General features: G+C 65.2%; 22 protein-coding genes. 15 read left to right on the top strand and 7 right to left on the bottom strand.

From position 1 onward, the window contains the following. Positions 1-10: 10 nt before the first annotated feature. On the bottom strand, positions 11-856 hold the full coding sequence (gene ypfJ, locus ACEWPL_RS13010; protein ID WP_393931118.1) for a KPN_02809 family neutral zinc metallopeptidase: 846 nt from the start codon (positions 854-856) through the stop codon (positions 11-13). Positions 857-967: 111 nt separating this feature from the next. Between ypfJ and ACEWPL_RS13015 the strand changes: the two genes are divergently transcribed. The 5 genes from ACEWPL_RS13015 to recR all read left to right on the top strand — a co-directional run bounded on the left by ACEWPL_RS13015 (position 968) and on the right by recR (position 4,680). Then, on the top strand, positions 968-1,330 hold the full coding sequence (locus tag ACEWPL_RS13015) for a DUF202 domain-containing protein (protein WP_393931116.1): 363 nt from the start codon (positions 968-970) through the stop codon (positions 1,328-1,330). 91 nt (positions 1,331-1,421) lie between these two features. Continuing rightward, on the top strand, positions 1,422-3,212 hold the full coding sequence (locus ACEWPL_RS13020) for a DNA polymerase III subunit gamma/tau (protein ID WP_393931114.1): 1,791 nt from the start codon (positions 1,422-1,424) through the stop codon (positions 3,210-3,212). Next, positions 3,188-3,586, top strand: coding sequence for a hypothetical protein (locus ACEWPL_RS13025; protein ID WP_393931112.1), 399 nt, complete (start codon positions 3,188-3,190; stop codon positions 3,584-3,586). Before ACEWPL_RS13020 ends, ACEWPL_RS13025 begins: the two co-directional genes overlap by 25 nt. A gap of 79 nt (positions 3,587-3,665) precedes the next feature. Next, complete coding sequence (locus ACEWPL_RS13030; RefSeq protein ID WP_393931110.1) at positions 3,666-4,010, top strand: YbaB/EbfC family nucleoid-associated protein; 345 nt, start codon at positions 3,666-3,668, stop codon at positions 4,008-4,010. A 76-nt stretch (positions 4,011-4,086) separates the two neighbouring features. After that, positions 4,087-4,680, top strand: a complete 594-nt coding sequence (recR, locus tag ACEWPL_RS13035; RefSeq protein ID WP_393931108.1) for a recombination mediator RecR — start codon at positions 4,087-4,089, stop codon at positions 4,678-4,680. Between the two features lie 64 nt (positions 4,681-4,744). On the opposite strand, the gene ACEWPL_RS13040 is transcribed toward recR, so the two are convergent. From ACEWPL_RS13040 to ACEWPL_RS13055, 4 genes are all read right to left on the bottom strand, one after another. Continuing rightward, positions 4,745-6,385 (bottom strand): DUF4139 domain-containing protein, encoded by a 1,641-nt coding sequence (locus tag ACEWPL_RS13040; RefSeq protein ID WP_393931106.1) that lies wholly within the window; start codon positions 6,383-6,385, stop codon positions 4,745-4,747. Positions 6,386-6,643: 258 nt separating this feature from the next. After that, complete coding sequence (locus ACEWPL_RS13045; protein ID WP_393931104.1) at positions 6,644-7,666, bottom strand: aspartate-semialdehyde dehydrogenase; 1,023 nt, start codon at positions 7,664-7,666, stop codon at positions 6,644-6,646. 75 nt (positions 7,667-7,741) lie between these two features. Continuing rightward, positions 7,742-8,917, bottom strand: coding sequence for an MFS transporter (locus tag ACEWPL_RS13050; RefSeq protein WP_393931102.1), 1,176 nt, complete (start codon positions 8,915-8,917; stop codon positions 7,742-7,744). A gap of 125 nt (positions 8,918-9,042) precedes the next feature. Further along, positions 9,043-9,969, bottom strand: a complete 927-nt coding sequence (locus ACEWPL_RS13055; protein ID WP_393931100.1) for a histone deacetylase family protein — start codon at positions 9,967-9,969, stop codon at positions 9,043-9,045. 116 nt (positions 9,970-10,085) lie between these two features. On the opposite strand from ACEWPL_RS13055, the gene ACEWPL_RS13060 reads away from it, so the two are divergent. The 8 genes from ACEWPL_RS13060 (at position 10,086) to ACEWPL_RS13095 (ending at position 17,745) form a co-directional block, all read left to right on the top strand. Further along, a complete protein-coding gene (locus ACEWPL_RS13060) occupies positions 10,086-11,438 on the top strand; it encodes a mechanosensitive ion channel family protein (RefSeq protein WP_393931098.1) in 1,353 nt (450 codons plus the stop codon). Between the two features lie 81 nt (positions 11,439-11,519). Beyond that, a complete protein-coding gene (rsfS, locus tag ACEWPL_RS13065) occupies positions 11,520-12,026 on the top strand; it encodes a ribosome silencing factor (RefSeq protein WP_393931096.1) in 507 nt (168 codons plus the stop codon). Next, positions 12,026-12,496: a 23S rRNA (pseudouridine(1915)-N(3))-methyltransferase RlmH gene (gene rlmH, locus ACEWPL_RS13070; protein ID WP_393931094.1), complete on the top strand. Its 471-nt coding sequence runs from the start codon at positions 12,026-12,028 to the stop codon at positions 12,494-12,496. Before rsfS ends, rlmH begins: the two co-directional genes overlap by 1 nt. A gap of 160 nt (positions 12,497-12,656) precedes the next feature. Then, positions 12,657-14,198 (top strand): 2,3-bisphosphoglycerate-independent phosphoglycerate mutase, encoded by a 1,542-nt coding sequence (gene gpmI / locus ACEWPL_RS13075; RefSeq protein WP_393931092.1) that lies wholly within the window; start codon positions 12,657-12,659, stop codon positions 14,196-14,198. Beyond that, entirely contained in the window at positions 14,195-15,349 is a 1,155-nt protein-coding gene (locus ACEWPL_RS13080; protein ID WP_393931090.1) for a murein hydrolase activator EnvC family protein, read from the top strand. Before gpmI ends, ACEWPL_RS13080 begins: the two co-directional genes overlap by 4 nt. Before the next feature lie 3 nt (positions 15,350-15,352). Continuing rightward, a complete protein-coding gene (locus ACEWPL_RS13085) occupies positions 15,353-16,693 on the top strand; it encodes a S41 family peptidase (RefSeq protein WP_393931088.1) in 1,341 nt (446 codons plus the stop codon). A gap of 75 nt (positions 16,694-16,768) precedes the next feature. Beyond that, complete coding sequence (locus ACEWPL_RS13090) at positions 16,769-17,251, top strand: RNA pyrophosphohydrolase (RefSeq protein WP_393931086.1); 483 nt, start codon at positions 16,769-16,771, stop codon at positions 17,249-17,251. Further along, positions 17,248-17,745, top strand: coding sequence for a hypothetical protein (locus ACEWPL_RS13095; RefSeq protein ID WP_393931084.1), 498 nt, complete (start codon positions 17,248-17,250; stop codon positions 17,743-17,745). Before ACEWPL_RS13090 ends, ACEWPL_RS13095 begins: the two co-directional genes overlap by 4 nt. Positions 17,746-17,846: 101 nt before the next feature. Here ACEWPL_RS13095 and ACEWPL_RS13100 read toward each other — a convergent pair whose 3' ends face one another. Beyond that, entirely contained in the window at positions 17,847-18,764 is a 918-nt protein-coding gene (locus tag ACEWPL_RS13100) for an HNH endonuclease (protein ID WP_393931082.1), read from the bottom strand. Between the two features lie 41 nt (positions 18,765-18,805). Between ACEWPL_RS13100 and ACEWPL_RS13105 the strand changes: the two genes are divergently transcribed. Beyond that, complete coding sequence (locus tag ACEWPL_RS13105; RefSeq protein WP_393931080.1) at positions 18,806-21,787, top strand: error-prone DNA polymerase; 2,982 nt, start codon at positions 18,806-18,808, stop codon at positions 21,785-21,787. A 7-nt stretch (positions 21,788-21,794) separates the two neighbouring features. On the opposite strand, the gene ACEWPL_RS13110 is transcribed toward ACEWPL_RS13105, so the two are convergent. Further along, positions 21,795-22,382 (bottom strand): riboflavin synthase, encoded by a 588-nt coding sequence (locus ACEWPL_RS13110; protein WP_393931078.1) that lies wholly within the window; start codon positions 22,380-22,382, stop codon positions 21,795-21,797. Between the two features lie 155 nt (positions 22,383-22,537). Between ACEWPL_RS13110 and ACEWPL_RS13115 the strand changes: the two genes are divergently transcribed. Continuing rightward, entirely contained in the window at positions 22,538-23,830 is a 1,293-nt protein-coding gene (locus tag ACEWPL_RS13115) for a capsule biosynthesis protein (protein ID WP_393931076.1), read from the top strand. The last annotated feature ends 166 nt before the right edge of the window (positions 23,831-23,996 follow it).

Here is a 23,996-nt window from a genome sequence, read left to right on the forward strand (position 1 = left end):
GCCCCGCCCCTTAAAGCTGCTCGGCGCCGAACGTGTCGCAGGCAGCCATCTGCCCGCGCTCGTATCCGCGGGCAAACCAGCGCGAGCGTTGCTCGGAGGTGCCATGGGTAAAGGTGTGGGGCTGCGGCACGCGGCCCGCCTGACGTTGCAGGTGGTCGTCCCCGATCCGGCGCGCGGCATTCAGCGCCTCGTCCAGATCGCCCGGCTCCAGCAGATCGCCCACCGCCTGCGCCCAGACGCCGCTGAGACAATCTGCCTGAAGCTCCAGCCGGACGGTCAGCGCATTGGCGCGCGCCTCGCCGCTGGCTTGCCGGGCCTCATTGACCTGGCCCAAGATCCCCAGCTCGTTCTGAACATGATGGGCGACCTCATGCGCGATGACATATGCGGCGGCGAAATCGCCGCGCGCGCCCAACCGCTCGGCCAGCGTGGCAAAGAATTCGGTATCAAGATACGCCTTGCGATCCGCGGGGCAGTAAAACGGCCCCGTCGCACCCGATGCGCCGCCACAAGGGCTTTGCGTAATGCCGGAATAGAGCACCATGACCGGCGGGCGATACTCCTGCCCCGCCTGCCGCGGCATCAGATCGCTCCAGACACCTTCCGTGGTGGCCAGCACGCGAGCGCTGAACTCGGCCGCGCGCTCTTCCTCGGCGCTGAGCTGGCGCGGCTGCGAGGACTGCACCGCACCACCCTGCATGCCCTGCAAGAGGGGCGTCACGTCAATTCCGGCGAAATAGCCGATGGCCAGCACGACGATCAGGCCGACACCGCCGATGCCAGCGCCGCGCCCGCCCCCGCCCGAACGGCGGCGATCCTCGATATTGCGGCTGCGGCGCAATCCTCTCAGCTTCATGGCACGGTCTCCGATCCTCTTGCGGCCCGCACCCAAGCTACACCGCCCCGCGCACCATGCGCCAGAAAAACCCGTCTCGCCAAAAGGCCGCGCTTGGCTTAGCGTCCTTGCATGAGCGACAAGACCGAAAAAGCCGAACAGCGCACCGATTGGGCCGAGGACCGGACAATCATGGCCAATGAGCGCACGTTCAATTCCTGGATGGGTCTCGGCCTTGGCGCGGTCGGCGTTGCCATCGCGCTCAAGGCCGTCTTTGGCGATTTCGAGCCGACATGGGCGGCCAAAGGTGTCGCCAGCCTTTTTCTGCTCACCGCGATCGTCATCTATTGGACCGCAGCCAGGCAGGCGCACAAGACGCATGAGCGGCTGACCTGCCAGGAGGTCGAAGTCACCGATACCAAGAATTTCCGCCGCCTCGCCGGACTGCTGACCCTCGCCACGGTCGGGACGGGTGCCGTGCTATGGGCACTTTGAAGCGCGCGATGCCGCCTCAGGCGGTGGACGCGGGCGCGCGCCGCGGCTACGTTGCCCGCCTGACAGCAGACGATTCCAGCAGGCGCTTCATATGACCGACACCGCCCCATCCGGCTACCGCGTTCTGGCCCGCAAATACCGGCCCGAAACCTTTGCCGATCTGGTGGGGCAGGATGCGATGGTGCGCACGCTGAAAAACGCGTTTCAGGCCGACCGCATCGCGCAGGCCTTCATCATGACGGGCATTCGCGGCACCGGCAAAACCACGACCGCGCGCATCATTGCCAAGGGCATGAACTGCATCGGTGCCGACGGAAACGGCGGGCCCACCACCGACCCCTGCGGCGTCTGCGAGCATTGTGTCGCCATCATGGAAGGCCGCCATGTCGACGTGATGGAGATGGACGCCGCCAGCCATACGGGCGTGCAAAACATCCGCGACGCCATCATCGAGACGGTCAGCTACCGCGCCGCCTCGGCCCGCTACAAGATCTTCATCATCGACGAGGTGCACATGCTCAGCACCTCGGCCTTCAACGCGCTGCTGAAAACGCTCGAAGAGCCGCCCGCGCATGTGAAATTCATCTTCGCCACGACCGAGATCCGCAAGGTGCCGGTGACGGTCCTGTCGCGCTGCCAGCGCTTTGATCTGCGCCGGATCGAGCCCGAAGTCATGTTGACGCTCATGCGCCGCATCGCGGAGAGTGAAGGCGCTCAGATCACCGACGATGCGCTCGCGCTCATCACCCGCGCCGCCGAGGGCTCGGCCCGCGATGCCACGTCGCTGCTCGACCAAGCCATCAGCCACGGCGCCGGGGAAACGGGCGCCGACCAAGTACGCGCGATGCTGGGGCTGGCTGACCGGGGCCGCGTGCTGGACCTCTTCGATCTGATATTGAAGGGCGACGCAGCGGGCGCACTGACCGAGCTGGGCGCGCAGTATTCCGACGGGGCCGATCCGCTGGCCGTGCTGCGCGATCTGGCCGAGATCACGCATTGGACCTCGGTCGTCAAGATCACGCCCGAGGCGGCGGACGATCCCACCATTGGCCCGGACGAGCGGGCGCGCGGGCTGCAGATGGCCGAGGCGCTGCCGATGCGCGTGTTGACCCGCATGTGGCAGATGCTGCTCAAAGCGCTGGAGGAGGTCGCGGGCGCGCCCAACGCCATGATGGCCGCCGAAATGGCCGTGATCCGGCTGACGCATGTCGCCGATCTGCCCAGCCCTGAAGAACTCTTGCGCAAGCTGAAGGACACGCCCGTGCCCACGGACGCGCCCGGCGGCACCGCGGCCCCCGGAGGCGGCGGTCACACTGCGCAGGCCAGCACCGGCGCCTATGGCGCACCGGCCAGCCAGCCACAGCAATCGCACCAGCCCAATCAGCCGCGCGCCTCCGCCGGCAATGGCGCGGGCGGGGCACTGGCCGTCGCCACGAACGAGGCGCTGGCACATTACCCCACCTTCCACCACGTGGTCGAGGTCATCCGCGCCAACCGCGACGTCAAGCTGCTGGTCGAGGTCGAAACCTGCGTTCAGCTGGCCGCCTATCAGCCCGGCCGGATCGAATTCGTGCCCACCGAGGGCGCGCCGCACGACCTCGCGCAGCGCCTCGGCGCCGCGCTTCAGCGCTGGACCGGCAATCGCTGGGCCGTGACGCTGGTCAATGAGGGCGGCGAGAAAACCATCGCCGCCAAGCGCGACGCCGAAGAGATGGCCCTGCGCAGCGAGGCCGAAGGTCATCCCCTTGTCCAAGCGGTCAAGGACGCGTTTCCCGGCGCCGAGATCATTGAAATCCGCACGGCCCGCCAGATCGAGAACGCGGCACTGGCCGACGCCCTGCCCGAAGTCGAGGATGAATGGGACCCGTTCGAAGAGGATTGATCACCGCCGCGCTGACGCTCGCGCCCGGCACGGCGCTGGCCGATGCCTGCGGCATCGAGCGCCCCGGATGGGACGGCGTTCCCGTTACCATGTGGGGCGAGGCGCTGACGCTCTTCTCCAGCCCCGCGGCGCTTGCCCTGCTGGCGGCATCGGCCATTGCGGTACTCATGCGCAGCGCCTGGGGCGCGCTGATCGTCTGCGTGCTCTGGTCGGTTCTGACCATGATCGTCGCCGCCGCCGACCCCACCGGCCTGCGCGCCGAGGCGATGGCGGCGGGTTGCCGCGCTTCGCCCGCGCTTTTCATCATCGCGGTGGCAGCGATCTGCGGGGCGATGATCCTGCATACCAGCCGCAAATCCAAAGCGGTAGGCTGACCCGCACCGGCCGCCCCCTTGTGCCAAGGGGATGCGCCCCGTATCTAACATCAAACATCCTCAGCAATCGGAGACCGACATGTTCAAGGGACTGGGCCAGATGGGCGACATGGCCAAGATGATGAAGGCCGCACAGGAAATGCAGACCAAGATGGCAGCGCTGCAAGAGGAAATGCACACGCTCACCGTCACCGGCGAGAGCGGCGCAGGTCTCGTCAAGGCCGTCGCCACCTGCAAGGGCGAGCTGAAGAGCCTCGATATCGACCCCAGCATCTTCTCGGGTGACGACAAGGAAGTCGTCGAGGACCTGATCCTCGCCGCGATCAAGGATGCCCAAGGCAAGGCCAGCGACCGCGCCCAGGAAGAAATGGGCAAGCTGACCGAAGGCATGGGCCTGCCCAAGGACATGAAACTGCCCTTCTGAGGCGCACCGCCCCACCTTCATCTTGGGGTAAATACTCTCGCCGAAGGCGTCCACGGAAACAGCCAGGACAAACCGTTTGAGTTCGACCCGCGATATAGACAGCCTGATCGAGATGATGGCCCGGCTGCCCGGCCTCGGGCCGCGCTCGGCCCGGCGCGCGGTGCTGCACCTCATCGCCAAGCGCGAGATGAAGCTGATGCCGCTGGCGGACATGATGCAGACCGTCGCTGCTACGGCCCGCGAATGCGCGACCTGCGGCAATATCGGCACATCCGAGATCTGCGATATCTGTATCGCGCCCAAACGCGCCAATGGCATGCTCTGCGTGGTCGAGAGCGTGTCGGACCTCTGGGCGATGGAGCGGGGCGGCAGTTATAAAGGGCGCTACCATGTGCTGGGCGGCACGCTCAGCGCACTCGATCAGGTGGGACCGGAACAGTTGCGTATCCCGCAAATGATCGGGCGGATCGAGGAGGAGGGGATCGACGAGGTCATCCTCGCCCTCGCCGCCACCATTGATGGCCAAACCACCGCGCATTACATTGCCGATCAGATCGAGGGGCGTGTGCGCCTCACGTCGCTGGCCCAAGGCGTGCCGATCGGAGGCGAGCTGGATTATCTTGATGATGGCACGATCAGCGCGGCGCTGAGCGCGCGCAAGGATATCTGAGCGCCCTGCCTGATCCGTGCGGGGTTTGAGTATTTTTCCCAAGATGAAGCAGGGGGCCGCCCTTTTATCGCAGGACCTGGTCCTCGGGCCATTGCATACCGTATTCCAGGATCAGATCACGGGTTGCGCCGGGTTCAAGATCGAACTCCCACGCCAGAACGCCGGTCTGGCCGTCCACATCCACTTCGGTCGGGCGCGGCTCGGCCTGCCAGTCGATCTGCAGATCCTCCTGCTCGGAATAGGGCACCCGGTCGAGCACGCGCAGGGGCCAGGACTCATCCGTCAGGTTCTCGACCTCGATCCGGGCCGTTTCGGTCAGATCGCTGGATTTGCGGATAAGGCCGCTGCCGCCCTCTTCGCGGTCCAGCGTAGTGCGCGTCAGCCGCAGGCCGTCAATGGGGCCGAAGGACGCCTCGCTGGTGGCGCCCGCGGCGATCATCTCGCCCCGCGTCTGGCCGACATAGGTGCTGCCCAAATAGTGATGCGTCTCACCGGGCAGGATCAACTCGCCCGTGTCATTGGTGAATTCTGCCATCAGGAACGCGCTGCTGTCATGGAGCGGCACGGCCCGCGCCTCAATGGTCGCCTCGGCTTCGAGGGTGCCGAGCGCGATGCGCAACGCGTCGGCCCCAGATGCGACCGAGACGGGCGGCGCGTAATCATAGGTCACCGAGAGGCCATCGAACTCGGCGGAGGCCGTGACGATGGACGGGGCTTCGGCGGGCATGGGAGCCGACTCGGCCATCGCCATGCTGTCCATCTCGGCGCCCAGCGCCTCCTTGCGAAGGGCCGGCTGGGGCGGGCCGATGCGGCGGAGGAGCGGGCCGATCTCGCTGGGCCGGGTCTGGCCGCTCGGGCGCACCGTCGACAGGGTCAGCGAAACGTCCTGCCAATTCTCGCCCGTGCTTTGGCTGAGATAGGCGCCGCGCTCGATGGTCAGCGCACCGGTGTCGCGCGTGAGGGTCATGTCATAGACGGGCGCCCAGCCCGCATTCCACGTTTGATACGTGACGGTCAGAGTGCCGCTGGTCTGATCCGCCGCAGTGATCGAGACGGCCAGCATCGCGCGGTCCTCATCCTCGGGTACCAGCGCGGCAAGGGCCTGGCGCGCCTCCTCCAGCGCTTCGATCTGGTCCTTGAGGTCCCGCTCGGCGGCGGCGGCGGCGCGGGTAGCATCATGCGCGGCCTCGCGCGCGGCCAGCGTCTGCTCGCCGATCATCTGCGCCATGTCGCGCAGGGTACCCACGTCCTGCGCCGCGATGCCGTCCCCCTGCCCCAACTGGGCAAGAAAAGCGGTCTGCGCATTGGCCGCATCCACCGCGAGGCGCAGGCGGGCAATCTCGGCGCGTGCGGCCTCTAACGCGACCTCGCGGCGCTCGACCTCATCGCGCGCGGCCTCGATCGCAGCGCTTTGCGTTTCGCTGCGCGTGGGCTGGGCGGTGCGGCGGGTCGTAACGCTGCCCATCTCGGCACCCGAAACTTCGGCGCGAACGGTGGCGAGGTTGGTGTCCTGCGGCAAGTCGACAAGGATCAGGTCATGCTGACCGGCTGGCGCATCGAAGGGCACCGCGCGCCGCACCGTCGCGCCCTGCGGATAGAGCGTGACCGCCGAGACACGGCTGGTCAGGGGAATGTCATCGGCCATCACCGTGCCCGGCAGGGCCAGGGCGAAAGTCAGGGACATAAGGGGGGTTGTCGCGCGCATGGGGCACCTCTCCAGCAATATGGCGCCAGTCTTTGGCGCTCGTGACTGGATTGCAAGCGGATCCGGGCAAGACTGCGCGGATTTACGCTATCTTGAACCGGTCAGGGTCAGATAGCTACATGATGTGGTTCTATTGGTTGATAGCGCTGGTACTACTGGCAATCACGCGCCGGGCGGCGGGATGGCCTGACATGCGGCGCGCGCCTGGGATTGCCCCCTCCCCGCGTGCTGCAATGCACCGGGAAGGGGTTGGTCCTCTCAGCCCTTTTTCAGCACGCGCTGGCCCAGTGTCTCGGCGATCTGGACCGCGTTGAGGGCCGCGCCCTTGCGCAGGTTGTCACTGACGCACCAGAGGTTCAGGCCGTTCTCGATGGTGCTGTCCTGCCGGATGCGGCTGATGAAGGTGGCGAAATCGCCGACGCATTCGACGGGGGTGACGTAGCCGCCATCCTCACGCTTGTCGATCACCATGATGCCGGGCGCCTCGCGCAGGATGTCGCGCGCCTCGTCCTCGTCGAGGAATTCCTCGAACTCGATGTTGATCGCCTCGGAATGGCCGACAAAGACCGGAACGCGCACGCAGGTCGCCGTGACCTTGATCTTTGGATCGACGATCTTTTTCGTCTCGGCGACCATCTTCCATTCTTCCTTGGTCTCGCCCGAGTCCATGAAGACGTCGATATGCGGGATCACGTTGAAGGCGATCTGCTTGGTGAATTTTTTGGCCGGTTTGTCATCGGTGGGGTTGTAGATCGACTTGGTCTGATCCCAGAGCTCATCGATGCCCTCCTTGCCCGCGCCGCTGACCGACTGGTAGGTCGAGACGACGACGCGCTTGATCCGGGCGCGGTCATGCAAGGGCTTCAGCGCCACGACCATCTGCGCGGTCGAGCAGTTGGGATTGGCGATGATATTGCGCTTGTGCACCTGCTCGACAGCCTCGGGATTGACCTCGGGAACGACCAGCGGGATGTCGGCGTCGTAGCGATAGAGCGACGAGTTGTCGATCACGATGCAGCCGGCCTTGGCGGCCTTGGGCGCGTAGATCTTGGTGGCGTCCGAGCCGATGGCAAAGAGCGCGATATCCCAGCCGGTGAAATCGAACGCATCAAGATCCTTTGTCTTCAGGGTCTTGTCACCATAGCTGACCTCGCTGCCGATGGATTTTCGGCTGGCAAGCGCGACGACCTCGTCGGCGGGAAACTGGCGCTCGGCCAGGATGTTCAGCATTTCGCGGCCCACGTTGCCCGTGGCGCCTACGACGGCGACCCTGTAGCCCATCTCTTGATAACTCCTGATGCAAATGCGGTTTGGCTCCGGCGCCTCATATCCCGCATCGCCGCCATAGGAAAGGGGTCAGGCGGGCGCGTCGCGGCTGAAGAGGTAGGCCGCGGCGCCGATCAGCGACACCGAGGCGAAGAAGGCGAAGAGCACCTGATAGGAGATGAGCGCGCCCGAAGCGGCCCCGACCTGTGCATGAATGCCGCCCGAGGCCAGCTGCATGACGCCGACACCGCCGATGCCGAAGAGATTCATCAGCGTCACGCCGCGCCCGGCCAGATGCGGCGGGAAAAACCCGCGCGCATGGGCGATCATCACCGGGAAGGTGCCGCCGAAAAGACCGATCGCCGCGCAAAGCGCGATCCCAAGCGCGGCGCTGTGACCGGCCAGCGCCGCCAGCGCCAGCGCCGAGAGGCCGCACATCACGTTGCCGATCAGGATCACCCATTTATGCGTGCCGAAAACGCGGTCGAGCGGGCCGTAGGCCAGCGTCCCGCAAATCATCGCGATACCCATCACGAGCGATGCCTGACCCAGCTGCGAAGTGGTGAGGCCGAAGACATCGCTCAGATACGGCCCGATCCAGAGGCCGCGCACGGCGGCCGCAGGGGCGTAGCACGCGAACATCATGGGGATGATCGGCCAGAGCGCGCGCATTTTCAAAAGGTCCAGAACCGAGCCGCGCTGACCGCCCAGCGGCGCCTCGGGATCGCGGACAATCAGAAACAGCGCCGCCGCGGCGCCAGCCGTCAGCGCCGCCAAGAGGACCATCGCGGCGCGCCAGCCAACGGTTTCGACCGCGAAGGCCATGGGCCAGGATGCACCAAGGTTGCCGACCGACCCGATGCCCAACAGCAGCGCGGCCATGGTGGCGAATTGTGCCGGGCTGCCCTGACGCGCGAGGATGTAATAGGCCGAAACCAGCACCGGGGCGCAGCCCGCGCCGATCAGCATCATGGCAATCTTGACGTGAAGCGCGCTGGCCGCCGCCGCGAAAAGCAGCGCCCCACCAGCCCCACCGATGAGCAACACAGCCGAGACCGTGCGCCGCGGCCCCACATGGTCAAGCGCCCAGCCCACCGGCAGCTGCGCGGCGGCAAAGGCGAGAAACCACAGCCCAGACGCCACCGCGAGGTCATCCGGCCCCGCGCCGACATCACGCTCCAGCACGCTGCCGAGCACCGCGAGGAAGGCGCGGTAGAACTGGCTGAGCACATAGGTGAGGCACAAAAGCGAAAGACCGGCGCGCATGGGGATCCTCCGCGGCGAATTGGTGCCCTTGGTGGCACGGAGCGAAAGATGAGGCAAGCGGCAGAAAAGGTTTGCTGCCCGACAGTTGAGTATTTTGGGAACAGTGAAAGGGGCGAGTGGTCAGGCTATCCCCCGCGCGCGATCAGCACATCCACATGGGCCGCGGCGCTGGCTGCCAGAGACTCCAGATCATACCCGCCCTCAAGGCAGGAAATCTGGCGGCCATCGCAATGCTGGTCTGCAAGGTCGCACAGCCTTTCGGTGACCCATGCGAAATCATCGGTGCCAAGCTGAAGGCTCGCCAGCGGATCGTCCTTATGAGCGTCAAAACCGGCGGAGATGATCAGCAGCTCGGGGTCAAAGGCGCGGGCCGCCGGCAGGATGGTGTCAGACATGGCCGCGCGAAACGCGGCGCTGCCATCGCCGGAACGCAGCGGCACGTTGACGACATTGCCATCCGTGCCCGTTTCGGACGGATATCCGGTGCCGGGAAAGAGCGGCATCTCGTGGGACGAGAGGTAGAGGATGCGCGGATCGTCCTGAACCAGCGCCTGCGTGCCATTGCCATGATGCACGTCGAAATCCACGATAGCAACACGGGTCAACCCGTGATGGTCAATCGCGTGGCGCGCCGCCGCCGCGACATTGCCGAAGAGGCAAAAGCCCATTGCCTTCGCGGGCTCCGCGTGGTGGCCGGGGGGACGCGTGGCGACAAAGGCGTTGCGGGCAGTGCCTTCGATCGCCATGTCGACGGCGCGGATCGCCCCGCCCACACCGCGCCGCGCGGCGCGCATCGAGCCGGGCGAGACCCATGTATCGCCGTCAATCGGAGCGAGGCCCCGAACCGGGATCATCGCCTCGAGCGCGTCGATATGGGTCTGCGGATGCACGAGGCGCAGCTGGGCATCCGTGGCCAGGGGCGCCTCGATCTGCATCAGCGCCTTTCCCTCCAGCGCGCGCAGAACGGCCTCAAGCCGGGCCACGCGTTCAGGGTGGCCGTCGGGCGTTACATGGTCGAGACAATCGGGGTGGGTGATCAGGGCAGTGGTCATACTTACCATCATGGCCGGGCGCGCCCCTTAGTGTAAACAGTATCGTGAAGCGAAAAATCCCGCATTGTCATATAGCAAGCTTGCCCGGTGATCCGGCCCATGCAAATCTGTGCGTCATGGCAACGGACCCAACCCTTCCCCCTGTCGAGCAGGCGCAGGACATCGCGCTGAACCTCTGGGCCCAAGCGCATACATTCGTCACGGCGCTGTTGCGGCCCTGGAACGCCTATCAGATCGGTATCATCCTGGCGCTGATGGTGGCCGCGCATATCCTGCGCGCAATTCTGGGGCCGCGCCTGCACGGCTGGATGCGCACGCGCGAGGGCTGGCCAAAATGGCAGATGCGCCTTCTGGTGATGACGCACCGCCGATTGCGCCTGATCTTTTTCGTCATATTGGCCGGGCTGACCTATAGCATCATGAAGGAGGTGACCTGGCCCAGCCGGTCCTACCTGATCGGCATTGCGGCCAGCCTGGGCCTTGCCTGGCTGATCATCGCCTTCGTCACGCGCCTGATCGTCAACGGATTTCTGCGCGGCATCGTGCGCTATGTCGGTTGGATCTGGGCCACGTTGATCATCCTTGGCCTGACGGACGAGGCGCAGCGCCTGATGGAAAGCCTGGCCATCAACCTGGGCGAGACGCGCATCTCGGCCTGGATCGTTGCGCAGGCCATCGTGATTCTTGGCGCGCTGTTTTTCGTGGCACGCTTCCTCTCGCGCACGACCTCGGCCCGTATCGCCCGCAATGACGAGATTTCACCCTCCATGCAGGTGCTGGCAGTCAAGTTCCTGCAGGTGCTGCTCTACGGTGCTGCCTTCTTTATCGGGCTGCGCACCGTTGGCTTCGATCTCACCGGCCTTGCCGTTCTTTCAGGCGCCATCGGTGTCGGCCTCGGCTTTGGCCTGCAAAAGGTGGTGTCGAACCTCGTGTCGGGCGTGATCATTCTGCTCGACAAGTCGATCAAGCCCGGTGACGTGATCAGCCTGGGCGAGACCTTTGGCTGGATCAACAGCCTCGGCGCACGCTATGTCAGCGTCGTCACCCGCGACGGCAAGGAATACCTCATCCCGAACGAGGATCTGATCACCAGCCAGGTGGTCAACTGGTCGCACTCGAACGAATTCGTGCGGCTCGATATCTATTTCGGTACCGCCTATGGCGATGATCCGCACAAGGTGCGCAAGATCGCCATCGCCGCCGCCGCGTCCGTGCCGCGCGTGCTGAGCATGAAGGCCCCTGTTTGCCACATCGTCGGCTTCGGCGACAGCAGCGTCGATTACATCCTGCGCTTCTGGATCCGCGACCCAACCGAGGGGCTGACCAATATCCGCGGCAACGTCTATCTGGCCCTCTGGGACGCGTTCAAGGAAAACGGCATCTCGATTCCCTTCCCGCAGCGCGAGGTGCGGATGCTGAACCAACCGGGCGAGCGCCCGGAAAAGGCAAGTCCCGCTGCGTTGGACTGACGGCGCGGACGTGCCCCGCATCTCATAAATTTGCCCTCAATGCGGTTGGACCGGCATGCTTTGTTGAAACTTCCCCCGCGGATGGCTATTTTTAGAATAGGCCCGGCACCGGGGCAGGATCAGGTGCGCAGCCAGGAGGACGACGTTCTGTCCATTTCCGCCCAAGCGGCCGATGCCGCCACTACCACCACCGCAGGGACGCAGCGCGCACCATCGGACACTGCGACCAGCCAAGAACAGCTTCAGCATATTCTCGCCTCGCTGGAGGCCGACAAGGCCGAAGACATCGTGCAGGTCGACCTGCGCGGCAAATCCGCGATTGGCGATTACATGGTCATCTGCTCGGGCCGCTCGTCGCGGCAGGTCAGTGCCATCGCCGAGAAGCTGGTCGATAAGCTCAAACATGATCTGGGTCGCGCCAGCCGCATCGAAGGCCGCGAGACAGGCGACTGGGTGCTGATCGACACCGGCGACGTGATCGTCCATGTCTTTCGCCCCGAAGTGCGCGAGTTCTACCAGCTGGAGAAGATGTGGGTGCCCGCTGGCGGCCCCTCATCCGAAGTGGCCCCGCCCACCAGCCCCGGCTGATGCGTCTGCATATTTGCGCTGTGGGCCGCATGCGTGCCGGCCCCGAGCGCGACCTCTTTGACGACTACGTCATCCGCGCCGACCGCACCGGCCGCGCGCTCGGCCTTGGTCCCACCACCTTGCACGAGGTCGAGGACAAGAAGGGTGGCGGCCCCGCCGCCGAGGCGGTCCTGCTAGAGCGCGCCCTGCCCCAAGGCACCGTGCGCGTCGCCCTGGACGAGCGGGGGCAGGTCACCAGCTCGCCCAAATTCGCGCGCAAACTGGCCGATTGGCGCGATGCGGGGCGCGGCGATCTGGCCTTTGTCATCGGCGGCGCCGACGGGATCGACCCTGCCCTTCGCGCAACGGCGGATTTCAGCCTCTCCTTCGGCGCCATGGTCTGGCCGCATATGCTGGCCCGCGTAATGCTGGCCGAACAGATCTATCGCGCGACGACGATCCTCGCGGGCGGCCCCTACCACCGGGTTTAGGCACTCCGCAGCCGCGTCATTCATCGTTCCAAATATACTCACCCCCGCCCCCGAAACCCACGCAAACGCAGGTTTAGCGCCAACACCACGTGCAGCCCTGTTCCAACCTGCCGCCATCTTGGGTAGAACCCTCGCAAGCGGCGCATCTCCGGAGCATGACATGACAATCCCCAAACCTGTGGTTCTGTGCATCCTCGATGGCTGGGGTCTGTCGGGTACCGAGGTCGGCAATGCCCCCGCCCTGGCGCAGACGCCCAATTTCGATGCCGCGATGGCCAACTGCCCCCATGCGCAGTTGATCACCCATGGCCTCGATGTGGGCCTGCCCGAGGGGCAGATGGGCAATTCCGAGGTGGGCCACCTCAATATCGGCGCGGGCCGCGTGATCGAGATGGATCTGCGCCGCATTGACCGCGCGGTCGAGACGGGCACCTTCGCGGCCTTGCCCGCAGTGCGCCGTTTTGTCGAGGCGATGCGCACCTCGCGCGGCACCGCGCATCTGATGGGCGTGCTGTCCGACGGGGGCGTCCATTCCCATATCAGCCACATGATCGCCGCCGCCAAGGCGCTGGCGGATGAGGGTATTCCCGTCGCAATCCACGCCTTTACCGACGGGCGCGACGTCGCGCAGATCTCGGCCAAATCCTATCTGGACGCGCTGCAGCAGGCCCTGCCGCCCGGCGCGCGCATCGCCACTGTCTCGGGGCGCTATTATGCCATGGACCGTGACAACCGGTGGGAGCGCGTGTCGCTGGCCTATGACGCCATCGCCAAGGGCGAAGGCTACAAGGCCGAAACCGCCGCCGAGGCTATCGACAACGCCTATGGCAAGGGCCGCACGGACGAATTCATCAAGCCCCGCGTTCTGGGCGACTACACCGGCATGCGCGATGGTGACGGGCTGATGTGCCTCAACTTCCGCGCCGACCGCGCGCGAGAGATCCTTGCCGCCTTCGCCGATCCCGAGTTCGACAAGTTCGAAACCGGGCCGCGCCCGAAATTCGCAATCGTCAGCGGCTTTACCGACTATTCCGCGCGGCACAAGACCTACATGGACTGCATCTTTCCCGACGAGACGCCGGAAAACACGCTGAGCATCTGGGTGGCCAAGCAGGGCCTGCGGCAGTTCCACATCGCCGAGACCGAGAAATACCCCCATGTCACCTTCTTCCTGAACGGCGGCCGCGAGGCGCCCGAACAGGGCGAGGATCGCTACATGGCCCCCTCGCCGCGCGTCGCCACCTATGATCTGCAGCCCGAGATGTCGGCCCCCGAAGTGACCGATCACCTGACCCGCGCGATCGAGGACGGGTATGACCTGATCATCGCGAATTACGCCAACCCCGACATGGTCGGCCACACCGGCGATCTGCCTGCCGCCATGGCCGCTTGCGAGGCGGTGGATGCCGGGCTGGGCCGCGTGATAGTGGGGCTGGACAAGGCGGGCGGCGCCATGATCGTTACCGCCGATCACGGCAATTGCGAGACGATGATCGATCCGGTCACCGGCGCGCCGCACACCTCGCACACCACCAACCCGGTCCCCGTCATCCTGATCGGCGGCCCCGAAGGCGCGGCGCTGCGGGACGGGCGGCTCAGCGATCTGGCGCCGACCCTTCTGACGCTGATGGGCCTTGCCGCCCCGCCCGAGATGACGGGGCAATCCCTGATCGTCCCCGCGCCCGAGATGATAGCCAAATGAGGCGCTGGAGGCTTGCTGCCGCGATCGCGCTTGCGCCGCTCGCGGGTCTTGCGCAATCGGATGCCCCCTCGCCGGGGGACGAGGCGCGCGCGGCCTCCGACATGCTGGCCGAGGCGACCCGCGCGCTGGACGAGGCCGACGGCGCTGCCAGTCGGGTCAAGGCCCTCAGCAAGACCGTGCGCGCCTTCGAGGCCGGCTTGCGCGCCATGCGCGTCGGCATGCGCCAGGCCGCCATCCGCACCGAGACGCTGGAGCGTGATCTGGCCTCGCGCGAGGACGAGATTGCGCAGCTCTTGGGCGTGCTGGGCTCGATCAACGCAACGCCCGCGCCTGTGACGCTCTTGCACCCATCGGGGCCGGTGGGCACGGCGCGCTCCGGCATGCTTCTGGCCGATGTGACACCGGCGCTGAATGCCCGCGCCGCCGTGCTGCGCGCCGATCTCGAGGAGCTGGCTGCGCTCCGCGCCCTGCAGCAAAGCGCGGCGGACAAGTTGGAGGATGGCCTTGCCACCGCGCAGACGGCCCGCACACAGCTGAGCCAGGCCATCGCTGACCGGCAGGATCTGCCCCGCCGCTTTACCGAAGATCCGGTCAAGACCGCGCTGCTGATCGCCTCCGCCGAATCGCTCGATGGCTTTGCCAGCGGGCTCAGCCAGATCGCCATGGACGAGGCGCCGGGCAGCCTGCCGGGTATCATGGATCGCAAGGGCCAGTTGCCCCTGCCCGTCGAGGGCCGCATCCTGCGCCGCGCGGGTGAGGCGGACGCGGCGGGCATCACCCGCCCGGGCATCGTGATGGCCGCACCACCCCGCGCGCTGGTTACGACACCCGCCGCCGCGACGCTGCGCTATCGCGGCCCCTTGCTGGACTACGGAAATGTTGCCATTCTGGAGCCGCAATCGGGAATTTTGCTGGTCTTTGCCGGAATGGACGTGGTCTATGGCGAGACGGGCCAGGTTCTGCCGGGCGGCAGCCCCGTCGGCCTGATGGGCGGTCTCGGCGCCCCCGGCGGCGCGGCCGATGACGAAATCGTGCCCGCCGAGCTGCTTGACGCGGCTACCGAGTGGACGCAAACCCTCTATATTGAGGTCAGGCAAGATGACACCGCCGTGGATCCCGCGCTGTGGTTCAAGACAGACAAGGATGAGTGAGCAATGAAGAAATTCCTGATGGCTGCCGGTGCCGGCACCCTTGCCGGCGTGATCGTGACGACGCAGATCGCAGCCCCCCTCATGGCGCAAGAGACCGAGCGAAACACCAATGTCTACGAACAGCTGGACCTGTTTGGCGACATTTTTGAGCGGATTCGTGCGCAATATGTCGAGGATGTCGACGAGGGCGATCTGATCGAGGCGGCCATCAACGGCATGCTGACCTCACTCGACCCGCATAGCAGCTACCTGCCCCCCGAAGATGCCGAGGACATGCAGGTGCAGACGCGCGGCGAATTCGGCGGCCTCGGGATCGAGGTCACGCAGGAAGAGGGTTTCGTCAAGGTGGTCTCGCCCATCGACGGCACGCCTGCCTATAATGCGGGCGTCGAGGCGGGCGATTACATCACCCATGTTGACGGCGAAAGCGTTCTGGGCCTCAACTTGGACGAGGCGGTCGACATGATGCGCGGCCCCGTGGGCAGCGAGATCGTCATCACCGTCGTGCGCGAAGGCGAGGCCGAGCCCTTCGATCTGTCGATCATCCGCGACACGATCAAGGTCACCGCGGTGCGCGCCCGGACCGAGCAGAAGGCCGTTGTACTGCGCGTCTCCAGCTTCAGCGATCAGACTTATCAGAACCTCGAAGACGGTCTTGCCGAAGAGATCGAGAAAGCGGGCGGGATCGACAAGATCAACGGCATCGTCATCGACTTGCGCAACAATCCGGGCGGCCTGCTGAACCAGGCGATCCAGGTGTCGGACGCCTTCCTCGAAAAGGGCGAGATCGTCAGCACCCGGGGCCGTGACCCGCAGGATGGCGAACGCTTCAACGCGACGCCCGGCGATCTGGCCCAAGGCAAGCCCATTGTCGTTCTGATCAATGGCGGCTCGGCCTCGGCCTCCGAAATCGTTGCGGGCGCCCTGCAGGATCACAACCGCGCCGTGGTGGTAGGCACCAAGAGCTTTGGCAAGGGGTCGGTCCAGACGGTCATGCCCCTACGCGGCGACGGTGCCATGCGCCTGACGACGTCGCGCTACTACACGCCCTCGGGCCGGTCGATCCAGGCGCTGGGCGTATCGCCCGACATCCTGGTCGCACAGCCCCGCCGCGCCCCCGAGAGCGAGGACGAGGACGAGAGTGGCGTGCCGCCCCTGCTGCGGTCCGAGGCCGATCTGCGCGGCAGCCTCGACAATGACAGTCTCACCGAGGATGAGATCAAGCATATCGAGGAAACGCGCGAGCGCGCCGAGGAAAGCGCCAAGCTGCGCGAAGAGGACTATCAGCTGGCCTATGCCGTCGATATCCTCAAGGGCCTCAGCACGCTGAACGGCGCCAAGTAACGGCTTGCGCCCGGCGATCCTGCCAGGATCGCCGGGCGCATTCGATCATCTGCCCTTCTGTACAGGAGCGCGCCCATGACCCCCGATCAGATCGCCGCCCTGCCATACCGTCCCTGCGTCGGCGTGATGCTGGCCAATGCTCGGGGCGAGGTCTTCGTCGGGCAGCGCATCGACAATGACCAGCCTGCCTGGCAGATGCCGCAGGGCGGGATCGATCCCGGCGAGGATGCCAGGGCCGCGGCCCTGCGCGAGCTGGTCGAGGAAACCGGCGTCACGCCCGATCTGGTCCACATCGAGGCCGAAACCGTCGCAGCGGTGCGTTATGACCTGCCTCATGATCTGGTGCCCCATATCTGGAAGGGCCGGTATCGCGGGCAGGAGCAGAAATGGTTTCTCATGCGCTTTCACGGCCGGGACGACCAGATCGACATCGCCACCGACCACCCGGAGTTTTCCGAGTGGCGCTGGCTGCCCGCCTCTGACCTGACCGGTCACATTGTGCCTTTCAAACGCGCCGTCTATGCCGCGGTCCTCGATGAATTCAAGGATATCCTATGATCCGCGCGACCCCTCTTCTCACGGTGATCGGCCTCGCCCTTGCTGGCCCGGCGGCTGCCCTGTCCTGCCTGCCCCACGATCTTGCCACGACGTTTCAGCGGATCGATGCCGCGCCCGAGACATATTTCGCACTACACGGCACGCTGGACTTCGACGCATCCCTCCTGCCCGAGGTCGACATGGCCAATCAGCAGGCCACCCCGCCCGAGACGCGGATCCCCGCGCGCATATCGGGCGAGGCGCTAGGGCGGGTCGGGTTCAACCGTCCGTTCGAGGGGCCAGTGACCCTGATCGCCAAATGCTTTGGCCCGTGGTGTGCACAGCCGCCCGCGGGCGGCGATGTTCTGGCCTTCATCCGGCAGGAGGACGAAGGTTTCACCCTCACGCTCGATCCCTGCGGCGGCGACGCGTTTTTCGACCCCGCGCCCCAGATGCTGGACAAGGCGCATCGCTGCTTTACCGGCGGCGAATGCGAGGCCGAGCAGCCCCAGTAACCGTTCGGCCAGCCCTATGATGAAAACACCTGTCATGGGACTCGGAATAAGAACAAAAGGTGAATATAAGGTGACTCGTCATGCGAGATCATATCCCCCCTTCACCCTTTAAATCGGGCCCTATGATGCTCCAGATACGCTGGATGCGGATGCTGAGCTGCAAGCTGCGGAAGTATCAGTTTGCGATCTGGGACGATCAACGCTTTTGCCGGGGCAGGCAAGCGATCCTCGGCCACCAATATACTATGATCGGCATCAACAGAAATCAGTCCCCGATCGAACATCCAATGCGCTGTTCCACTCAGCGCCAGACCATTGCGGACCGTGTCAGGTCCTCCATCTGCAATAGGACGAATATGGGCTGCCTGGACTTCGGGCCGCCCCCCACCATTCAAGATACGCAAACCCGTTATGGCGCAGCGTTGGCCGTAAGCACTTTTTACCTGCCTGGCGAAAGCTGCGTCGCGAAAGAGCTTGCGCGTAAGACGCTCGACCATGGGGCGTACAAATGGACTACGAAGGTCGTGAAAGCCGTCATCCCCGTTTTGAGGTTGAAGCTCCATTTCCCAGTCATCTGCGCCCAAGCCTTCTCGCACACCATGAAAGCCAGCCTCAAGAATAGCATCAAATTCGGCCTTGGGTACATTTCGAACCGAACGTCCAAACGCGCCTTTGCTAGTTCCGCCATCAGAACGTTGCAACATTGTCTCGAAATATCGCGACTCTTTGCGAAATGGAACCGGGTTTGGAAAAGCTATGTACTCACGGATACGTGCATAAAAATGGTCTTCTCTGATATGGTCGCGGTCAATCCTTTCGACCATCGCAGTCGCAAAATAGGCTTGCCTACCTCCTGTCTTTTCACTGCCCGCCTGCACGCGCCGGGGCTCGTAGTAAACGATCCAGTCACCTACTGCCTTTTCAACCGCGCCCAGATAGATGCGCGGAAAATGATAGTGCAGTTCAGGCAGATCATCGTAGATCGACCCGTCCGCATGGGTGAATACCGCATGAACCATGCCAAGAGGTTAACGTCACAGATTGCTGTAGGCCAGGTACGATGAAGCCTTCCTTCGCCGAGCTTTCGGCCCTTAGCAACTTCACCTTTCTCACCGGAGCTTCGCACCCCGAGGAGTATATGCAGCGCGCGGCCCTTCTGGGGCTGCCCGCCCTTGCCATCGCGGACGAGAATACTGTCGCTGGCATCGTGCGCGCCTATTCGGCCGCGCGCGAGATTGCCCGCCACGTGGCCGAACGGCAGGCGGTGGAGGCGCAGGACGGTCCCATCGGCCCGCCTGCACCCCAGCCGCGCGCGCCCGATTGGGCCAATGTGCCGCGCCTCATCCCCGCCGCCCGGCTGGTGCTGAAGGACGGGCTGACCCTGACCGCACTGCCGCGCGATCGCACCGGCTGGGCCAGCCTCTGCCGCCTTCTAACCACGGGGCGTCGCCGCGCGCCCAAGGGCGCGTGCGACCTGCGTCTGGAGGATCTGATTGAGGGCGCCGAGGGGCTGACGCTCTTGCTGCATGCGCCGGACAAGAGCCAGGCGGCATGGCGCAAGGCGGCGCGCCCGCTTGTGGCGCAACTGGGGGCGCAGATGTTCCTGCTGATGGCGCCGGCCTATGACGGGCGCGATGCGGCGCGGTTCGATGCGCAGGCACGGCTGGCGGACGCGCTTGGCATCGACACCGTTGCCAGCGCGCAGCCGCGCATGCATCACGGGCGCCGTCGCCGCCTGGCCGATGTGCTGACGGCGGTGCGCACCGGCACCCGCGTCGATGATCTGGGCCGCGCCGCGCTGGCCAATGGCGAATGCCGCCTGCGCAGCGCCGCCGAGATGCGCCGCCTCTTCAAGGGTCATGAGGACGCGGTGGAGCGCGCGGGCGCGCTGGCCGCATCGCTGACCTTCTGCCTCAGCAGCCTGCGCTACGAATATCCCAGTGAGATCGCGGAGGGCGAAACGCCCACCGCCCGTCTGCGCCGCCTTGCCGAGGAGGGGCTGACATGGCGCTATCCGCATGGCGCGAGTGAGCGGGTGCGGAAGCTGATGGAGCATGAGCTGGCCCTGATCTCCAAGCTGAAATACGAGCCCTATTTCCTGACCGTGCGCGATATCGTCGCCTTTGCCCGCTCGCGCGGCATCCTTTGCCAGGGGCGCGGATCGGCGGCCAATTCAGTGGTCTGCTACTGCCTTGGCGTGACCTCGGTCAGCCCCGAGATCGGCACGATGGTCTTCGAGCGTTTCGTCAGCGAGGCGCGCGACGAGCCCCCCGATATTGACGTCGATTTCGAGCATGAGCGCCGCGAGGAGGTGATCCAGCATATTTACGAGCGCTATGGCCGCCACCGTGCGGGCCTCTGCGCCACCGTCATCCACTATCGCGGCAAGCGGGCGATCCGCGAAGTGGGCCGCGCGATGGGCCTCAGCCAGGACACGATCGGCGCGCTTTCCTCGCAATTATGGGGCTTCTTCTCGACCGGCGCGGTCGAGCGGGAGCGGATGCAGGAGATCGGGCTTGACCCCGACGATCCGCGGCTGAAACAGACAATGGCGCTGGTGCATGAGATCGAAGGCTTCCCAAGGCACCTTTCCCAGCATGTCGGCGGCTTTGTCGTGACCGAAGGGCGGCTGGATGAATTGGTGCCTGTCGAGAATGCCTCGATGGAGGGGCGCACGGTGATCTGCTGGGACAAGGACGATATCGAGGCGCTGGGCATCCTCAAGGTCGATGTGCTGGCGCTGGGCATGCTGACCTGTATCCGCAAGGCGTTTGGCCTCTTGGCGCAGCATCATGGGCAGACATACGATCTGGCGACGCTGCCGCCCGAGGACGCCCGGGTCTATGACATGCTCTGCCGCGCCGACAGTATCGGCGTTTTTCAGGTGGAGAGCCGGGCGCAGATGAATTTCCTGCCGCGCATGCGCCCGCGCTGTTTCTATGATCTGGTGATCGAGGTCGCCATCATCCGCCCCGGCCCCATTCAGGGCGACATGGTGCATCCCTATATCCGCCGTCGGAACGGCGAGGAGCAAGTGACATTCCCCTCGGACGCGCTGGGCGCGGTGCTGGGCAAGACGCTGGGCGTGCCTCTGTTTCAGGAGCAGGCGATGCAGATCGCCATCGTCGGCGCGGGATTTACCCCCGATCAGGCCGACCGGCTGCGCCGGGCGCTCGCCACCTTCAAGAAGCTGGGCAATATCAGCGAGTTCCGCACGCTGTTCTTGCGCGGCATGAAGGCAAATGGCTATGAGGACGATTTCGCGCAGCGCTGTTTCGCCCAGATCGAGGGCTTTGGCAGTTACGGTTTTCCCGAAAGTCATGCGGCCAGTTTTGCACTGCTGGTATATGCCTCCGCATGGATCAAGTGCCACCACCCGGCGATCTTTGCCTGTTCGCTGCTGAACGCGCAACCGATGGGTTTCTATGCCCCCGCCCAGATCGTGCGCGACGCGCGCGAGCATGGGGTGGTGGTGCGGCCCGTCTGCATCAATGCCAGCTTCTGGGACAATACGGTCGAGCCGGATGGCGAGGGAGGGCTGGCCCTGCGTCTTGGCTATCGCCAGATCAAGGGCATCGACGAGGAAAGCGCCACATGGCTGAGCGCCGCGCGCGGCAATGGCTATGGCACGCCCGGCGATGTCTGGCGGCGCGCGGGACTGCCGCCTGACGTGATCACCCGGCTGGCCGAGGCCGATTGTTTTGCCGGCGAGGGGCTGAGCCGCCGCGATGCGCTCTGGCAGGCCAAGGCGCTGACGGCGGACCGGCCCCTGCCCCTCTTTGCCGGCGATCTGGGCGAGGAAATCCTGCACGAGCCTGCCGCCCATCTGCCCGCGATGACGCAGGGTGAGGAGATGGTGGAGGATTACGTGACCACGCGGCTCAGCCTGAAGACGCACCCGCTGGCCCTGCTGAGGGTACGGCTGACGCCGGGTGCGGAGATGGTGGGCGCAGACACGGCAGCACCTGCGGCCCTTGCGGGCGGCGGAGCCTCCGGCGGGGATATTTCAAGCAAGAAGAATGAGGTGGCGCGCGCCGGATGAGGCGCGCCTAGTCGAACTCGCGCAGGCGGGCGACGTAGCGGGCCATCGTGTCGATCTCGAGGTTCACGGCATCGCCCACGGCGGCGCGGCCCCAGGTCGTGACCTCCTTGGTGTGCGGGATGACGTTGATGCCGAAATTGCAGCCATCCACATCGTTCACCGTCAGCGACGTGCCGTTCAGCGCGACCGAACCCTTGGGTGCGATGAAGCGGGCCAGCTCCTCGGGCGCGGCGAGGGTCACGCGGGTGCTGTCGCCCTCGTCCTGCATGGCTGTGATGCGCGCGATTCCGTCGACATGGCCAGACACGATGTGACCGCCCAACTCGTCTCCGACCTTGAGCGCGCGCTCGAGATTGACGGTGCGGCCCACGGCCCAGTCGGGCAGATTTGTCCTGGACACTGTCTCGGCCGAGATCTCGACATCGAACCAGTCATCCCCCGTCTTGATCACCGTCAGGCAGACGCCGTCGCAGGCGATGGACGCGCCGAGCGCGACCGTGTTCATGTCATAGCCACAGCCGATGCGGGCGCGCAGATCGCCGCGCTGCTCAAGTGCGCGAATGGTGCCTTGGTCCGTGACGATGCCGGTGAACATATGCTGTCATCCCTGTCCCTGCTGCGTCCGAGGTAGCCGCCCAGCGCATATCCGGCAAGGTGGCACGCGGCATTTGTCTTATTTTCGTCCCGTTTTCAGCGTAGATTGCGACAAAAGGCGAGATTTCGGTAAGTTTTTTCGAGTATGACGGGGTCATGAGCAACATCACCGGCGCACGCCACGTCTTTTTGTTCCTGCAAGGGCCTCACGGGCCTTTCTTTGCGCGGCTGGGGCACATGCTCCGGCGCGCGGGGGCAGAGGTATGGCGCGTCGGCTTCAACGCGGGCGACGGGGCGTTCTGGCGCGACCGGGACAGTTACCTGCCCTATCACGGCACGCCCGAGGCATGGGACGAGGCGCTGGACCGGATCCTGACCGACAAGGGGATCACCGATATCGTCCTCTATGGAGACACCCGGCCCATCCATGCCGAAGCAGTACGGCAGGCCCGCGCGCGCGGGCTACGCATCCATGTCTTTGAAGAAGGCTATATGCGCCCCTATTGGGTGACGTATGAGCGCGGCGGCGCCAATGGCCATTCGCGCCTGATGGAGCTGAGCGTCGAGCAGATGCGCGCGGATCTGGAGCAATCGGACATGGACAGCGCCCTGCCGCCGGCCAGCTGGGGCGACATGCGCCACCATATTTTCTACGGTGCGCTCTATCATTTCTGCGTGCTGGCGCTGAATTGGCGCTATCGCGATTTCAGGCCGCACCGCGCGCTGAGCGTGCGTAAGGAGTTCGGTCTCTACCTGAAACGCCTGCTGCTGATGCCCTTTCAGGCGATTGAGCGGCGCATCGCCACCTTGCGCATCCGGCATGGTGGATTTCCCTATCATCTCGCGCTCTTGCAGTTGGAGCATGACAGCAGTTTCCAGATGCATTCGCCCTTCAGCACGATGGCCGATTTCCTTGAAACGGTGATCACGGGGTTTGCACGCGGCGCGCCGGGCCACCATCACCTTGTGGTCAAGGCCCATCCGCTGGAGGACGGGCGCGTGCCCCTGCGCCGCGATCTGCGCTGCCTTGCCCGCGCGCATGGGGTGGCAGACCGAGTACACTACGTGCGCGGTGGCAAGCTGGCGCAGCTCTTGGACGAGGCGCGCAGTGCCGTGACGGTCAATTCCACCGCCGCGCAGCAGGTGCTCTGGCGCGGAATTCCGCTCAAGACCTTCGGCGCCGCCGTCTATGCCAAGCCCGAGTTCGTCTCGACCAAGCCACTCGCCGATTTCTTTGCCGGGGCCGAGCGGCCGGACCGCAAGGCCTATACCGATTACCGACGATACCTGCTGGAAACCAGCCAGATTGCCGGCGGTTTCTATTCTGCGCGGGGGCGGCGGCAACTTCTGCGTCAGGCGGTCGACATGATGCTGAGCGACGACGACCCTTACGATGCGCTGCACAGCGGGACCGCGGCGCCGCGGCAACAGTTGCGCGTGGTGACATAGGCGCGCCACGCCGTAGCGCTTTATTTTCAATTCCAATTCGTCTACCGTTCAGCCAATACACGCCGCGCAGACGGCGAAAAAAGAAGACCGAGGCAGAAAATAGGTCGAGGAGACCGAGCAGTGAACATCCAGACAAGCCGATGGGCGCGGTCCATCGCGGCTGTGG

This window comes from Roseovarius roseus, from assembly GCF_043355935.2.
GTDB lineage: Bacteria > Pseudomonadota > Alphaproteobacteria > Rhodobacterales > Rhodobacteraceae > Roseovarius > Roseovarius roseus.

What these genes read in the sequence shown, in the direction of transcription:
- ACEWPL_RS13055 (WP_393931100.1), bottom strand. Translation starts at nt 9,969, where the DNA reads ATGACCACTGCCCTGATCACCCACCCCGATTGTCTCGACCATGTAACG.
- ACEWPL_RS13085 (WP_393931088.1), top strand. Translation starts at nt 15,353, where the DNA reads ATGAAGAAATTCCTGATGGCTGCCGGTGCCGGCACCCTTGCCGGCGTG.
- ACEWPL_RS13060 (WP_393931098.1), top strand. Translation starts at nt 10,086, where the DNA reads ATGGCAACGGACCCAACCCTTCCCCCTGTCGAGCAGGCGCAGGACATC.
- ACEWPL_RS13080 (WP_393931090.1), top strand. Translation starts at nt 14,195, where the DNA reads ATGAGGCGCTGGAGGCTTGCTGCCGCGATCGCGCTTGCGCCGCTCGCG.
- ACEWPL_RS13040 (WP_393931106.1), bottom strand. Translation starts at nt 6,385, where the DNA reads ATGCGCGCGACAACCCCCCTTATGTCCCTGACTTTCGCCCTGGCCCTG.
- ACEWPL_RS13090 (WP_393931086.1), top strand. Translation starts at nt 16,769, where the DNA reads ATGACCCCCGATCAGATCGCCGCCCTGCCATACCGTCCCTGCGTCGGC.
- rsfS (WP_393931096.1), top strand. Translation starts at nt 11,520, where the DNA reads ATGGCTATTTTTAGAATAGGCCCGGCACCGGGGCAGGATCAGGTGCGC.
- ACEWPL_RS13100 (WP_393931082.1), bottom strand. Translation starts at nt 18,764, where the DNA reads ATGGTTCATGCGGTATTCACCCATGCGGACGGGTCGATCTACGATGAT.
- ACEWPL_RS13115 (WP_393931076.1), top strand. Translation starts at nt 22,538, where the DNA reads ATGAGCAACATCACCGGCGCACGCCACGTCTTTTTGTTCCTGCAAGGG.
- rlmH (WP_393931094.1), top strand. Translation starts at nt 12,026, where the DNA reads ATGCGTCTGCATATTTGCGCTGTGGGCCGCATGCGTGCCGGCCCCGAG.
- ACEWPL_RS13095 (WP_393931084.1), top strand. Translation starts at nt 17,248, where the DNA reads ATGATCCGCGCGACCCCTCTTCTCACGGTGATCGGCCTCGCCCTTGCT.
- ACEWPL_RS13015 (WP_393931116.1), top strand. Translation starts at nt 968, where the DNA reads ATGAGCGACAAGACCGAAAAAGCCGAACAGCGCACCGATTGGGCCGAG.
- ACEWPL_RS13110 (WP_393931078.1), bottom strand. Translation starts at nt 22,382, where the DNA reads ATGTTCACCGGCATCGTCACGGACCAAGGCACCATTCGCGCACTTGAG.
- ACEWPL_RS13050 (WP_393931102.1), bottom strand. Translation starts at nt 8,917, where the DNA reads ATGCGCGCCGGTCTTTCGCTTTTGTGCCTCACCTATGTGCTCAGCCAG.
- ACEWPL_RS13020 (WP_393931114.1), top strand. Translation starts at nt 1,422, where the DNA reads ATGACCGACACCGCCCCATCCGGCTACCGCGTTCTGGCCCGCAAATAC.
- ACEWPL_RS13105 (WP_393931080.1), top strand. Translation starts at nt 18,806, where the DNA reads ATGAAGCCTTCCTTCGCCGAGCTTTCGGCCCTTAGCAACTTCACCTTT.
- ACEWPL_RS13030 (WP_393931110.1), top strand. Translation starts at nt 3,666, where the DNA reads ATGTTCAAGGGACTGGGCCAGATGGGCGACATGGCCAAGATGATGAAG.
- gpmI (WP_393931092.1), top strand. Translation starts at nt 12,657, where the DNA reads ATGACAATCCCCAAACCTGTGGTTCTGTGCATCCTCGATGGCTGGGGT.
- ACEWPL_RS13045 (WP_393931104.1), bottom strand. Translation starts at nt 7,666, where the DNA reads ATGGGCTACAGGGTCGCCGTCGTAGGCGCCACGGGCAACGTGGGCCGC.
- ACEWPL_RS13025 (WP_393931112.1), top strand. Translation starts at nt 3,188, where the DNA reads ATGGGACCCGTTCGAAGAGGATTGATCACCGCCGCGCTGACGCTCGCG.
- ypfJ (WP_393931118.1), bottom strand. Translation starts at nt 856, where the DNA reads ATGAAGCTGAGAGGATTGCGCCGCAGCCGCAATATCGAGGATCGCCGC.